Raw genomic sequence first — 13,173 nt, forward strand, 5'->3', positions numbered from 1 at the left:
CCGGAAGGAGACAGGAATGGCGCATCAGATGGAAACCCGTTGGGAAAAATCGGATGGCAAGCTGCACGAGGAAGAACAGATTTCTCCGGTCAAGGCCAAACAGGGCCGGACCGGCCGCCGTGTCCTGACGGTTCTGATCGTCGCTCTGGTGCTCGCGTTCATCGTCTGGATTCCAGTGGAGATCTGGGGCGGGCGTGAGGCGAGCGAGGTCGCTCCGCAGCAGCCCGGCCAGCAGATGCAATCGGAACAGCCGGCAGCGCCGGCGTCGCCTTCGCTGCAGAACGGCACCGCGGTGCCGACGGAAACGCCCCCTGCGGGTAGCGCGCAGCCCAACGCACCGGCAACACCTTCCGCGCAATAACCGTGCATGGGTCTGGCGGTCATCGCAAGCCCTGCCGTCCCGGACGGCAGGGCTTTGTATTTGCACTGGACTTTGGCCGCTGATTTTTCGATAAGAAGGCGCACGAGCCGGTCGTCGTGTGCCGGCCGCAGCGGTGGCCCCCGACCGGATTGGTATGGGGTGGAGCATGGCCAAGACCGATATCGCAAGACGGGTTTATAACCACGCCTGGAAGCTGGACCCCATTGTCCGCAGTCTCATTGACACGGACTTCTACAAGCTTCTGATGCTGCAGATGATCTGGAAGCTCTATCCGGATGTGAATGCGACCTTCACGCTGATCAACCGCACCAAACGCGTGCATCTCGCCGAAGAGATCGACGAGGGCGAACTGCGCGAGCAGCTGGATCACGCACGCACGCTGCGCCTCTCCAAGAAGGAGATGATCTGGCTCGCCGGTAACAGCTTCTATGGCCGCGCCCAGATCTTCGAGCCTGAATTCCTCGCCTGGTTCTCGCATTTCCAGCTGCCGGAATATGAACTGTCGAAGAAAGACGGCCAGTACGTCCTGGATTTCCACGGCTCGTGGAAGGAAACCACGATGTGGGAAATACCGGCGCTCGCCATCATCAACGAGCTGCGGTCGCGCTCGGCGATGAAGGCGCTCGGACCGTTTACTCTGGATGTTCTCTATGCTCGCGCCAAGGCGCGGATGTGGTCGAAGGTCGAGCGCCTGAAGGAGTTGCCCGGCTTGCGCATCTCGGACTTCGGCACGCGCCGCCGTCACAGCTTCCTGTGGCAGCGCTGGTGCGTTGAAGCGCTGAAGGAAGGCATCGGCCCGGCTTTCACGGGCACCAGCAACGTGCTGCTTGCCATGGACTCCGACCTCGAAGCCGTCGGTACGAATGCTCATGAGCTGCCGATGGTCGCCGCCGCCCTCGCGGAGACCGACGACGACCTGCGCAAGGCGCCCTACAAGGTTCTGCGCGATTGGAACCGGCTCTATGGCGGCAATCTTCTGATTGTTCTGCCGGATGCCTTCGGCACTGCCGCTTTCCTGCGTGATGCGCCGGAATGGGTTGCCGACTGGACGGGTTTCCGCCCGGACAGCGCACCGCCGGTCGAAGGCGGCGAGAAGATCATCGAATGGTGGAAGAAGATGGGCCGCGATCCGCGCCAGAAGCTTCTGATTTTTTCGGATGGCATGGATGTCGATGCGATTATCGACACCTACAAGCATTTCGAGGGCCGTGTTCGCATGAGCTTCGGTTGGGGGACGAACCTCACCAACGATTTCGTTGGCTGCGCGCCCATCGATATGTCCGGCCTCGATCCGATCTCGATCGTCTGCAAGGTCAGCGACGCGAATGGCCGTCCGGCCGTCAAGCTTTCCGACAATCCTCAAAAAGCCACCGGTGAACCGGGCGAGGTTGAGCGGTATCTCAAAATCTTCGGCAGCGAAGATCGCGTTGATCAGGCGGTCTTCGTTTAAGCCTGCGGCTTGCGGTTGTTCTCTTCGTCCTCGCGGATCGCATCCTGATGATACCAGCTGTCAAAAGCGGCATCGCAAATATCCGGATCGATATCCAGCGGCTGGCGGGCGCCGAAGCGTTCGCCGGCGCGGCGCAATTTCACCGGAAACTGGTAGATCTTGGCGGTTTCGCCATGAACGTTTGTCGGCATCCTATTTGCCTTCCCTTATCGACATTCGTCGTTTAGTCGGACCGTCACAATAGCAGATTGCACATGAATTATGCAAACTGCACAAAATATGGCCAATTGCTGTGCTCTTCGTAAGCGATTGATAAAGTGCGCGAAATACGATGGTGCTCCTGCATCTTTTTCAGGCGTTTGCACTTTCAAAAGAAAAACGCGCCGTTATCGGCCCGGTTCCCGCCTAACCCCAAGCTTTTATTGAAAGTTAACGCCTTGCGCCGCGGTCGCCCTGCCTGCGCGTTTTGACGCACCCTCAGGCGCGTCCGCCAAACTGGCACGCCACGTGCTTGGTACTGTGCATCCGCTGGTGAAACGCACCCTCAGGATTTGTGACACGCACACGTTTGAGAGACTGGCCAATGACAAAGTATAAGCTCGAGTACATCTGGCTCGATGGGTACACTCCGGTACCGAATCTGCGCGGCAAGACGCAGGTCAAGGAATTTGCTGAATTTCCGACCCTGGAACAGCTTCCGCTCTGGGGCTTCGATGGCTCCTCGACGATGCAGGCCGAAGGCCGCAGCTCGGATTGCGTGCTGAAGCCGGTCGCTATTTATCCTGACCCGGCCCGTACCAGCGGCGTCCTCGTCATGTGCGAAGTCATGATGCCCGACGGCGTCACCCCGCATCCTTCCAACAGCCGCGCAACCATTCTCGACGACGAAGATGCGTGGTTCGGTTTCGAGCAGGAATATTTCTTCTACGAAAACGGCCGTCCGCTCGGCTTCCCGGAACAGGGCTACCCGGCTCCGCAGGGTCCGTATTACTGCGGCGTCGGCTCGTCCAACGTTGGCCCGGTCGCTCGCGAAATCGTCGAAGAGCATCTCGACCAGTGCCTTGCTGCCGGCATCAACCATGAAGGCATCAACGCTGAAGTCGCCAAGGGCCAGTGGGAATTCCAGATTTTCGGCAAGGGCTCCAAGCGCGCTGCCGACCAGATCTGGATGGCTCGCTACCTGCTGCAGCGCCTGACTGAACAGTACGGCATCGATATCGAATATCACTGCAAGCCGCTCGGCGACACCGACTGGAACGGCTCGGGCATGCATTGCAATTTCTCGACCAAGTTCATGCGCGAAGTCGGCGGCAAGGCCTATTTCGAGGCCCTGATGGGTCAGTTCGAAAAGAACCTGGAAGCCCATATCGCCGTTTACGGTCCGGACAACGACAAGCGCCTGACCGGCAAGCACGAAACTGCTCCGTGGAACAAGTTCTCCTACGGCGTTGCTGACCGTGGCGCATCGATCCGCGTGCCGCACTCCTTCGTCAAGAACGACTACAAGGGCTACCTGGAAGATCGCCGCCCGAACTCGCAGGGCTGCCCTTACCAGATCGCTTCCCAGGTTCTGAAGACGATTTCGGAAGTGCCGACCGAAAGCTACGCTTCGGCTGCTGCATAATCCAAAGAGGTTTTCCTCCCAAGGGCGCCGGCTGCTTGCAGCCGGCGTTTTCTTTTTGAAGGACCGGTTTCCTTCGGCCGCGCGACGCAGCTATAATTGCGTCCATGGCTCAAAGAGCAGGCAGCGCCGATCTTCCCCTGCATGGCGGCAGGGTTCCCAAATGGTTGGGCGACCGGATGACCAAGCTCGGTGCTGTGATCACCGAAGCGATCGTGCATCACTACGGGCGCGACGAATTCCTGCGCCGCCTCGCACATCCTTTCTGGTTCCAGTCCTTCGGCGCCGTCATGGGCATGGACTGGCATTCGTCGGGCATCACCACCAGTGTGCTCGGCGCGCTGAAGCGTGGGCTGACGCCGCTCTCCGGTGAGCTCGGCCTGCATGTCTGCGGCGGCCGTGGCGCGCAATCGCGGCGCACGCCGGACGAGCTTGCCGCGATCGGCAATCGCGTCGGTATCGACGGGATCTCGCTGGCGCAGACAAGCCGCCTGGTCGCGAAGGTCGATAGCGCTGCCCTGCAGGATGGTTTCGATCTCTATCTGCACGGCTTCATCGTCACCGACGACGGCAAGTGGGTGGTGGTTCAGCAGGGGATGAACGGCGACAACAGGCAGGCCCGCCGCTACCACTGGCTGTCCGAGGGGCTGGAAAGCTTCGTCAACTCGCCGCACGCGGCGATCGAGGGCCGCAGCCAGGGCAATATCGTCAATCTCGCCGACAAGCGGGCGGAACGCTCGCGTGCCGGACAGCTCGATCTCCTCGCAACGCTCGGCCCCGACCGCATCGTCCGCGAAGCCGCCGCGCTGGCGCGCGGCACGGCAAAGCCCGCCCCGCTACCCGACCAGATGCTCTTGCCCCACCTGATCATGCCGGCGCATCACGATGTCCGCGAGAAAGACGTCAACATGAAGCGGCTGCACGGCAATCTGGCTGCCGCCGCCGATCGTGGCCCTGAAGATTTCGAGCAGCTTCTCCTCGTTCCCGGCGTCGGCGCCCGCACCGTCCAGGCGCTCGCTATGGTCGCTGAAGTGGTGCACGGAGCTCCCTACCGCTTTTCAGACCCCGCCCGCTTCTCGATCGCCCATGGCGGCAAGGACCGGCATCCGTTCCCGGTGCCACTGAAGGTCTATGACGAAACGATCAAGGTCATGAAATCGGCGGTTCACAAGGGCCGCCTCGGGCGCGAGGAAGAGCTTGAGGCCCTCAAGCGCCTTGACGACCAGTCCCGCCAGTTGGAGCGCTACGTGACCGGGCCTGATCTCAAGGAGATCGTTGCCGGAGAATTCAAGCAGTCGCCGGAATGGGGCAGCCGCAGTGTGTTCGGCTGGGAGGGTGAGGAGAGGTAATCTGCCTCTCATGCCCCTTCATCGGGAATGTTCAGGATGTGTCCGCAGGCCTTGCAATGCACTGCATCGGCATCATGCCGCTGCAACCCGCATTGCGGGCAGGGGAACGTCACTTTGAACGGACGTACGACAGCCTGAGCCAGGCGTACGAACAGCGAAATGCCGATAATCATCGTCACGATCGATGTCAGCTTGCCGAGTGTTCCCGGCAGGGTGATGTCCCCGAAACCCGTTGTCGTTACCGTCGCAACCGTAAAATAAAGAGCGTCGACGAGGCCGGTGATGCCGGGAAGGCCGCGGAAAAAGAACGTGTAGACAAAGCCCGTGACGAGAAACAGAAAGACGACGACGTTGATCGACGCCCGCATCACATCTTCCAGATACCTCAAACCGCAATAACGAAGCAGAACTTTGAGAAGCGCGCTCTGGCCGATCGTCCAGATGCGGATTGCCCGTAGGAAGGCGAAGTTGAACAGCAACTCCGGTAACAGCAGCGTCAGCAGCACGAATATGTCGATCCAGGTAATCGGCCTCTTCAACCAGTCGCCGAGATTGCGTTCGATCAGCGCCCGCGCACAAAGCTCGAGCCCGATCCAGACGGCAATCGAATAGTCGATGATCAGGTAGGATGGGCCTGAGCGCAGATAGGGACCTAGAACGAAGAAGGCGAGAATTGCGAGATCGACGACAGCCAGGACGGCCTGAAACGTGATCGCCTTCTTTTCGCGCCCCAGATAGAGCACGCGCAGTCTCTGGCGAAGGCTGGTGAGCCCTGATGTCTCAGGCGGTAGCGTCCCGTCATTCATCCGCAGGAACATATGCGGCGCAGCACCTGCTTCAAGCACACGTCGAGGAAACGAAAAGGAAAATGGCGGACAAGGTGGGATTCGAACCCACGGTACGCTTTCACGCACACACGCGTTCCAGGCGTGCGCCTTAAACCACTCGGCCACCTGTCCTGCTATTTCGATCTGCATCGTCAAACACAAATCGTTGGAACGGCGCGATATATACCGATGAATTTTCGGGGATCAACCTAAATCTAACAGTTTTTTGACTTCTTCCGATAAAACTCCGCTCGCGTCATCCATTGCACTTTAGAAGGCTCGGATTTATCCTGCCTCCGAGGGTGGAAAATGGCGTGGCTGGCCGGGGTTTTCGGCATGAGTGCGCCGGAGGGTTTTATGCGTTTCTTGTTGCGTTTGAGTAGTCTTGTCGCGCTTGCCGTTGCGGTGATCGCGGGAACCATCGATTCCATCCAGTCGGTCGCGGCCTCGGCTGTGGTGATGACGCCCATGGGGGATGCCTGGCAGGATGTCAGCCCCGCTTCGCTGGTGGCGCTGCAATCGTCGATCGCCTATTATGTTCATCCGCGCTTCTACACCTTCATTTTCCAGTGGCTGATGTTGCAGCCCGCTTTCGGCGTATTTCTGGTGCTGGCGCTGCTGCTCTGGATGGTCGGATATAAGAAGCCCCCGGTTGCAGGCCGGTTCACGGCCTGATCACCGAAAAAGCAGTTTGTTGGCGGCTTTTGCGCAGAAATCAGCCTGATTGAGCTGTTTTTCGGCATCCCCGGCAAATTTTTACCACCCGAAAAATTTCTCGTGAAATTTTCATTCAGCCATGCAAGGATGCGCGAAGCCAGGTCTCCGGGGGGAGGCCGGTGGTTCCGCAGACATGCCTCGAAGAAGGCTTGCGGGAGGACCCCAAACAAATAGCAACAACAGGGCTGCAACTCATGAAAAAAACCCTCCTTTCGCTTTTGGCCGTGGCCGCGATGTCCACGACGGCGCTCGCTGCCGACGTCAAGCCGGCTCTGGTTTACGGCACCGGCGGAAAGTTCGACAAGTCCTTCAACGAAGCGGCCTACAATGGCGCTGAGAAGTTCAAGAAGGAAACCGGTATCGCTTACCGCGACTTCGAACCAACAGGTGATACGCAGGGCGAGCAGGCAATCCGTAACTTCGCAAGCCGCGGCTTCAACCCGGTTGTCGCCGTTTCCTTCGCCTGGACCTCGGCCGTAGAAAAGGTCGCTGCAGAATTCCCGGACACGAAGTTCATCATCGTTGACGCCGTCGTCGACAAGCCGAACGTCCGCTCGGTCGTCTACAAGGAAGAAGAAGGCTCCTTCCTCGTTGGCGTTCTCGCCGGCCTGGCATCGAAGACCGGCAAGGTCGGCTTCGTTGGCGGCATGGACATCCCGCTGATCCGCAAGTTCGAATGCGGCTATGAGCAGGGCGCGCGCTCGGTCAAGGCCGACGTCGAAGTGTTCCAGAACATGACCGGCACCACCGGTGCTGCATGGAACGACCCGGTTCGCGGTGGCGAGCTCACCAAGAACCAGATCGACCAGGGCGCTGACGTCGTTTACGCGGCAGCTGGCGCAACCGGTCTCGGCGTTCTCCAGACCGCTGCCGACAACAAGAAGCTGTCGATCGGCGTCGATTCCAACCAGAACTACCTGCATCCGGGCTCCGTCCTGACCTCGATGGTCAAGCGCGTCGACCTGGCTGTCTACAACGCTTATGCCGACACCAAGGCTGACAAGTTTACCGGTGGCGTTCAGGCTCTCGGCGTCAAGGAAGACGGCGTTGCGGCTGCGATCGACGACAACAACAAGGCGTTGATCACCCCGGAAATGCAGGCTGCTGTCGACAAGGCAAAGGCTGACATCATCGCAGGAACCATCAAGGTTCACGACTACACCACGGACAACGCTTGCCCGAAGTGATCCGCGATTGAGATGGGCGTATGGCGTGTTGATTTTACCGCCATACGCCCTTTTCTTATTTGGAGCCTGCTGTGACAGACACGCCCGCAATCGAACTCGTGGGCATCGATAAGAAATTCGGTGCCGTCCACGCGAACAAGGACATCAATCTTACCGTTGCCAAGGGGTCTATCCATGGCATCATCGGCGAAAACGGTGCCGGTAAGTCGACATTGATGTCGATTATCTACGGTTTCTATCATGCCGACGCCGGTGAAATCCGCGTCAACGGCACGCCGATTTCGATCCGCGACAGCCAGACGGCGATCGCGGCGGGTATCGGCATGGTGCACCAGCACTTCATGCTGGTCGATAATTTCACGGTGCTCGAGAACATCATGCTCGGCGCCGAAGGCGGAGCGCTGCTCGCCAGGGGCGTTGCCGCTGCGCGCGCCGAGCTGAAGCGGCTGGAAAAGGAATACGGCCTGGAGGTCAATCCGGATGCGCTGATCGAGCAGCTTCCCGTCGGCCTGCAGCAGCGCGTCGAAATCCTGAAAGCGATGTATCGCGGCGCCGAGATCCTGATCCTCGACGAGCCGACGGGCGTTCTGACGCCTGCCGAGGCCGATCACCTCTTCCGCATTCTCAAGGTGCTGCGCGACCAGGGCAAGACCGTCATTCTTATCACGCACAAACTGCGCGAGATCATGGCGATCACCGATACGGTGTCGGTCATGCGCCGCGGCGAGATGGTGGCGACCCGCAAGACCTCGGAAACGACGGTCGAGGAGCTCGCCGAACTGATGGTCGGCCGCCGTGTCCTGCTGCGCGTCCAGAAGGGCGAGGCCAATCCAGGCAAGGTCATCCTGTCGGTCAAGAACCTGACGGTGAAGGACAACCGCGGCGTCACCATGGTCGACAATGTTTCCTTCGACGTCCGCGCCGGGGAGATCGTCGGCATCGCCGGCGTTGCCGGCAACGGCCAGTCGGAGCTGCTGGAAGCGATCGCCGGTATCCGCAAGCCCGCCTCGGGAGAAATCCTGCTCGATGGCCAGTCGATCGAAAAGGCAGATCCGGCGCGTCTGCGCGAACTCGGTCTCGCCCATATTCCTGAAGACCGCCATCATATGGGCCTGGTTCTCAAGTTCGAGGAATACGAAAACTCGGTCCTCGGCTATCACCGCAATCCGGCCTACAGCAAAGGCCCGATTCTCGATCTCGATGCGATCCGCAAGGACGCCATGGAGAAGATCGAAAAATACGACATTCGCCCGCCGAACCCGCGGCTGAAGACCGCGAATTTTTCCGGCGGCAACCAGCAGAAGATCGTCGTTGCCCGTGAAATCGAACGTGATCCGACGGCCCTGATCATCGGTCAGCCGACCCGCGGCGTCGATATCGGCGCCATCGAGTTCATCCATCGCCGGATCATCGAGATGCGCGACGCGGGCAAGGCGATCCTGCTCGTCTCCGTCGAGCTCGATGAAATCCGCTCTCTTTCAGACCGTATCCTTGTCATGTTTGCCGGCCATGTCGTCGGTGAGAAGACGCCCGATGCCGGTGAACAGACCCTCGGCCTGATGATGGCCGGCATTGCCGCGTGAGGCCTTTATGAGCACTGCTTCAGTCCCACTGCCCAAATGGATCAATTATGGCCTGATCCCGATTCTGAATCTCCTCGTCGCCTTCCTGATCTCCGGCTTCGTTGTCTGGCTGATCGGCGAGAGCCCGCTCGACGCGCTGTCGCTGCTGATCGAGGGCGCGCTCGGGAGCGGCGAAGGCATCGGCTTCACGCTGTTCTACGCGACGAGCTTCATCTTCACCGGCCTCTCGGTCGCCGTCGCCATCCATGCGGGCCTCTTCAATATCGGTTCCGAAGGACAGGCCTATCTCGGCGGTCTCGGCTGTGCGCTGGTGGCACTCGCCCTCGATAAGTACGTGCCCTGGTACGTGACGATGCCGCTCGCCGTCATCGGCGCCGGTATTTTCGGTGCTGCATGGGCCTTCATTCCGGCCTATCTGCAGGCCAAGCGCGGCAGCCACATCGTCATCACCACCATCATGTTCAACTATATCGGCGCGGCGCTGATGGTGTACCTGCTGGTTCATGTGCTGATCGTGCCGGGCAAGATGGCGCCTGAAACCCGTACTTTCCTCGATGGTGGCCAGCTGCCGAAGCTCGGTTGGGTCATGGAAATGTTCGGCGGCAAGCTCGGCGCTGCCCCGTTCAACGTCTCCTTCGTCATCGCGCTCGTCGTTGCCTGGCTGGTCTGGCTGCTTATCTGGCGCACAAAGCTCGGCTTCGAGATGCGCACGCTCGGCGTCAGCCCGACCGCTGCCGCCTATGCCGGTATCCCCTATGCCCGCACAGTGATGATCGCCATGCTGCTCTCCGGTGCCCTGGCTGGCATGATGGCACTGAACCCGGTGATGGGTGCGTCCGCGCGCCTGCAGGTCGAGTTCGTCGGCGGCGCAGGCTTCGTCGGTATCGCCGTATCGCTGATGGGGCGAAACCACCCTGTTGGCATCATCCTGGCGGCAATCCTGTTCGGCATCCTCTATCAGGGCGGCGACTGGATCTCCTTCGAAATGCCGAACATCACCCGCGAGATGATCCTGGTCATCCAGGGTCTGGTCATCCTGTTTGCCGGTGCGCTCGAATATATGTTCCGCCCGGCGCTGGTCCGCATCTATCAGCAGTTCAAGGGCAAGTGAGGGCGAACGATGGATTATTATGACATCTTCATCAGCGTTCTCAGCTCGACGATCCGCCTGTCGATCCCGCTGATCTTCACCGCACTCGCCGGCCTTTTCTCTGAACGCGCCGGCGTCTTCGATATCGGCCTCGAAGGCAAAATGCTGGGCTCGGCCTTTGCCGCTGCCTGCGTCGCCTACATCACGGACTCGGCATGGCTCGGCCTCGTCGCGGGCGTGCTCTGCTCCGTGGCCCTCAGCCTCGTCCATGGCTTTGCCTCGATCACCAATCGCGGCAACCAGATCATCTCGGGCGTCGCCATCAACTTTTTCGTCGCCGGCATCACCATCGTGCTCGGTCAGGCCTGGTTCGGGCAGGGCGGACGTACGCCGCAGCTGGCGGGCGACGCCCGTTTCACGCCGATCACGCTGCCCGGCGCGGATGCGATGCGCGAAATACCGGTCATCGGTCCGCTCTATGCCAATGTGATCTCCGGCAACAACGTCCTGACCTATCTGGCCTTCGTCGCCGTGCCGCTGTCCTGGTGGATCCTCTACCGCACGCGTTTCGGCCTTCGCCTGCGTGCTGTCGGTGAAAACCCGGGTGCGGTCGATACCGCCGGCATTTCGGTCACCTGGCTGCGCTACCGCGCCGTGATGTGCGCCGGTATTCTCTGCGGCTTCTCCGGCACCTATCTGGCCATCGCCCAGTCGGCGGCCTTCATCAAGGACATGTCGGCCGGCAAGGGCTATATCGCCCTGGCAGCACTTGTCTTCGCCAAGTGGAAGCCGGTCCCCGTCATGTTCGCCTGCCTGCTCTTTGGCTTCCTTGATGCGCTCGCAAACTTCATGCAGGGCAAGGAAGTGCCGCTGATCGGCGAAGTGCCGGTGCAGATTTTCCAGGCACTGCCCTATATCCTCACCTGCGTGCTGCTGGCCGGTTTCATCGGCGTCGCAACCCCGCCGAAGGCCGGCGGCGTGCCCTACACGAAGGAACGTTAAACCATGTCCCACGATCTGTTCGAAGCCGCACGCGGTGCCATGGCCTTCGCCCACGCCCCCTATTCGAAATTCCCCGTCGGCGCGGCAATCCGCGCCGAGGACGGCAAGGTCTATACCGGCGCCAACATCGAGAACCTGTCCTTCCCGCAGGGCTGGTGTGCCGAACCGACGGCAATCAGTGCCATGATCATGGGCGGCGCCAAGAAGATCGTCGAAATGGCCGTCATCGCCGAGAAGCTGCCGCTCTGCCCGCCCTGCGGCGGCTGCCGCCAGAAGATCTCGGAATTCGCTTCCAAGGACACGAAGATCTACCTCTGTGACGAAGTCGGCGTGAAGAAGACCATGACCATGGCCGAACTCCTGCCCTTCAGCTTCGAGACCGAACTCGGATGAACGCGGCGATCGACCAGCTCGCCGGCAAGCTCGGCGGGCTCGTGCCGCGGCACGGGATCATTCTCGGTTCCGGCCTCGGTTCGCTCGTCGGTGAGCTGGAGAACCCGGTTCGCATTGCCTACAAGGATCTGCCCGGCTTCCCGGTGAGCGCTGTGTCTGGTCACGCGGGCGAGGTTGTTGCCGGCCGCCTCGGCGGCGTCCCCGTCATCATGCTGTCCGGCCGTGTGCACTTCTATGAGAAGGGTGATGCCAATGCCATGCGGCTGCCGATCGAGGTGCTGAAAGGCCTACGCGTCCAGTCGCTGTTTCTGACCAATTCCGCCGGTTCGCTGCGTGAGGACATGCCGCCGGGATCAGTGATGCAGATCACCGACCACATCAACTATTCCGGCGTCAACCCGCTGATCGGCGAGGAGAGCGATCACCGCTTCGTCGGCATGACCAATGCCTATGATGCGGAACTCTCCATCTCGATGCGCAAGGCCGCCGAAAAGCTCGGCATCGCGCTGTCGCAGGGCGTCTATATGTGGTTCTCCGGTCCGAGCTTCGAAACGCCGGCGGAAATCCGCATGGCGCGCATTCTCGGCGCCGATGCCGTCGGCATGTCGACCGTGCCGGAAGTGATCATCGCCCGAATGTTGGGCCTCAGGGTTGCGGCAGCTTCTGTAATCACCAATTATGGGGCTGGCATGACCGGTGCCGAACTCAGCCACGACGAAACGAAAGACATGGCGCCCGTTGGCGGCGCGCGTCTCGCAGCCATCCTCAAGGAAATGGTCGCGGGTGGAGGAAGCAACAATGACTAATCATACGCACAAGGAGACGGCGGCTGTCGCGCTCTCCCTGCTCGACCTGACGAACCTCAAGGACGATTGCACCGAAGCGCAGATCGATGCGCTCTGCGAACGCGCGCAAACGCCTTATGGCAATAGCGCTGCGATCTGCATCTGGCCGCGTTTCGTTGCGCGTGCCCGCACGGTACTCGGTAAGGGTCACAAGGTCAGGATCGCAACGGTCGTCAATTTCCCCTCGGGCGACATGGAAATTGCCGATGTCGCGGCCGAAACGCGCGAAGCGATCGCCGATGGTGCCGACGAGATCGATCTGGTCATTCCTTATAAGAAGTTCCTCGCCGGCAACGAAGAAGCCGTGACCGATATGGTCGCGGCGATCCGTGCCGAATGCGACAGCGCGCTGCTGAAGGTGATCCTCGAGACGGGCGAGATCAAGGATCCCGCACTGATCCGCCGTGCCTCCGAACTGGCGATTGAGGCCGGAGCGGATTTCATCAAGACATCGACCGGTAAGGTCGCCGTCAACGCTACCCTGGAGGCTGCCGATATCATGCTTCGCGCCATTCGCCAGAGCGGCCGGAAGGTCGGTTTCAAGCCTGCCGGTGGCATTGGCTCTGTCGCCGACGCAGCACTCTATCTGAGCCTGGCTGAAACAATCATGACGCCGGACTGGCCGATGCCGTCGACCTTCCGGTTCGGCGCTTCTGGCGTTCTCGACGATATCCTGGCGGTGCTTGGTGGTACGCAGCCGGCGCCCGCCAAGGCCTCGAGCTACTGA

Annotated in this window: 14 protein-coding genes and 1 tRNA gene; 12 read left to right on the plus strand and 3 right to left on the minus strand. The window is 60.6% G+C overall.

Translation table 11 applies throughout. The features are described from left to right. Positions 1-16: 16 nt before the first annotated feature. Both AC1DNK_RS00475 and pncB read left to right on the plus strand, forming a co-directional pair. Entirely contained in the window at positions 17-361 is a 345-nt protein-coding gene (locus AC1DNK_RS00475; protein ID WP_477938771.1) for a hypothetical protein, read from the plus strand. A 166-nt stretch (positions 362-527) separates the two neighbouring features. Beyond that, positions 528-1,832 carry a nicotinate phosphoribosyltransferase gene (pncB, locus tag AC1DNK_RS00480; RefSeq protein WP_112385075.1) on the plus strand — a complete coding sequence of 435 codons (1,305 nt, stop codon included), beginning with the start codon at positions 528-530 and terminating at the stop codon, positions 1,830-1,832. Here pncB and AC1DNK_RS00485 read toward each other — a convergent pair. Continuing rightward, entirely contained in the window at positions 1,829-2,023 is a 195-nt protein-coding gene (locus AC1DNK_RS00485; RefSeq protein ID WP_112514244.1) for a DUF2735 domain-containing protein, read from the minus strand. The genes pncB and AC1DNK_RS00485 overlap by 4 nt on opposite strands. A gap of 392 nt (positions 2,024-2,415) precedes the next feature. Between AC1DNK_RS00485 and AC1DNK_RS00490 the strand changes: the two genes are divergently transcribed. Both AC1DNK_RS00490 and AC1DNK_RS00495 read left to right on the plus strand, forming a co-directional pair. Next, positions 2,416-3,456, plus strand: coding sequence for a glutamine synthetase beta-grasp domain-containing protein (locus tag AC1DNK_RS00490; RefSeq protein WP_477938772.1), 1,041 nt, complete (start codon positions 2,416-2,418; stop codon positions 3,454-3,456). Between the two features lie 104 nt (positions 3,457-3,560). Then, complete coding sequence (locus AC1DNK_RS00495) at positions 3,561-4,802, plus strand: DUF763 domain-containing protein (protein WP_477938774.1); 1,242 nt, start codon at positions 3,561-3,563, stop codon at positions 4,800-4,802. A gap of 8 nt (positions 4,803-4,810) precedes the next feature. On the opposite strand, the gene AC1DNK_RS00500 is transcribed toward AC1DNK_RS00495, so the two are convergent. Together AC1DNK_RS00500 and AC1DNK_RS00505 are read right to left on the minus strand one after the other, a co-directional pair. After that, positions 4,811-5,620, minus strand: a complete 810-nt coding sequence (locus AC1DNK_RS00500; protein ID WP_477938775.1) for a potassium channel family protein — start codon at positions 5,618-5,620, stop codon at positions 4,811-4,813. 51 nt (positions 5,621-5,671) lie between these two features. Continuing rightward, positions 5,672-5,761: transfer RNA gene (locus AC1DNK_RS00505), tRNA-Ser, on the minus strand. 225 nt (positions 5,762-5,986) lie between these two features. On the opposite strand from AC1DNK_RS00505, the gene AC1DNK_RS00510 reads away from it, so the two are divergent. The 8 genes from AC1DNK_RS00510 to deoC all read left to right on the plus strand — a co-directional run bounded on the left by AC1DNK_RS00510 (position 5,987) and on the right by deoC (position 13,173). Then, positions 5,987-6,304, plus strand: coding sequence for a hypothetical protein (locus AC1DNK_RS00510; protein ID WP_112385376.1), 318 nt, complete (start codon positions 5,987-5,989; stop codon positions 6,302-6,304). A gap of 236 nt (positions 6,305-6,540) precedes the next feature. After that, on the plus strand, positions 6,541-7,533 hold the full coding sequence (locus AC1DNK_RS00515; protein WP_310293566.1) for a BMP family lipoprotein: 993 nt from the start codon (positions 6,541-6,543) through the stop codon (positions 7,531-7,533). 71 nt (positions 7,534-7,604) lie between these two features. Then, positions 7,605-9,116 carry an ABC transporter ATP-binding protein gene (locus AC1DNK_RS00520; protein WP_477938776.1) on the plus strand — a complete coding sequence of 504 codons (1,512 nt, stop codon included), beginning with the start codon at positions 7,605-7,607 and terminating at the stop codon, positions 9,114-9,116. 7 nt (positions 9,117-9,123) lie between these two features. Continuing rightward, the gene (locus AC1DNK_RS00525) at positions 9,124-10,227 is read left to right on the plus strand and encodes an ABC transporter permease (RefSeq protein ID WP_112385082.1); all 1,104 of its coding nucleotides are present in this window, start codon (positions 9,124-9,126) and stop codon (positions 10,225-10,227) included. Positions 10,228-10,236: 9 nt separating this feature from the next. Further along, positions 10,237-11,208, plus strand: coding sequence for an ABC transporter permease (locus AC1DNK_RS00530; protein ID WP_112539992.1), 972 nt, complete (start codon positions 10,237-10,239; stop codon positions 11,206-11,208). Between the two features lie 3 nt (positions 11,209-11,211). Beyond that, a complete protein-coding gene (locus tag AC1DNK_RS00535; RefSeq protein ID WP_477938777.1) occupies positions 11,212-11,601 on the plus strand; it encodes a cytidine deaminase in 390 nt (129 codons plus the stop codon). Beyond that, positions 11,598-12,407, plus strand: coding sequence for a purine-nucleoside phosphorylase (locus AC1DNK_RS00540; RefSeq protein WP_477938778.1), 810 nt, complete (start codon positions 11,598-11,600; stop codon positions 12,405-12,407). The genes AC1DNK_RS00535 and AC1DNK_RS00540 overlap by 4 nt, the downstream gene beginning before the upstream one ends. After that, positions 12,400-13,173, plus strand: a complete 774-nt coding sequence (gene deoC, locus AC1DNK_RS00545; RefSeq protein ID WP_477938779.1) for a deoxyribose-phosphate aldolase — start codon at positions 12,400-12,402, stop codon at positions 13,171-13,173. Before AC1DNK_RS00540 ends, deoC begins: the two co-directional genes overlap by 8 nt.

The sequence above is a fragment of the Rhizobium sp. 01N424 genome (assembly GCF_056399485.1).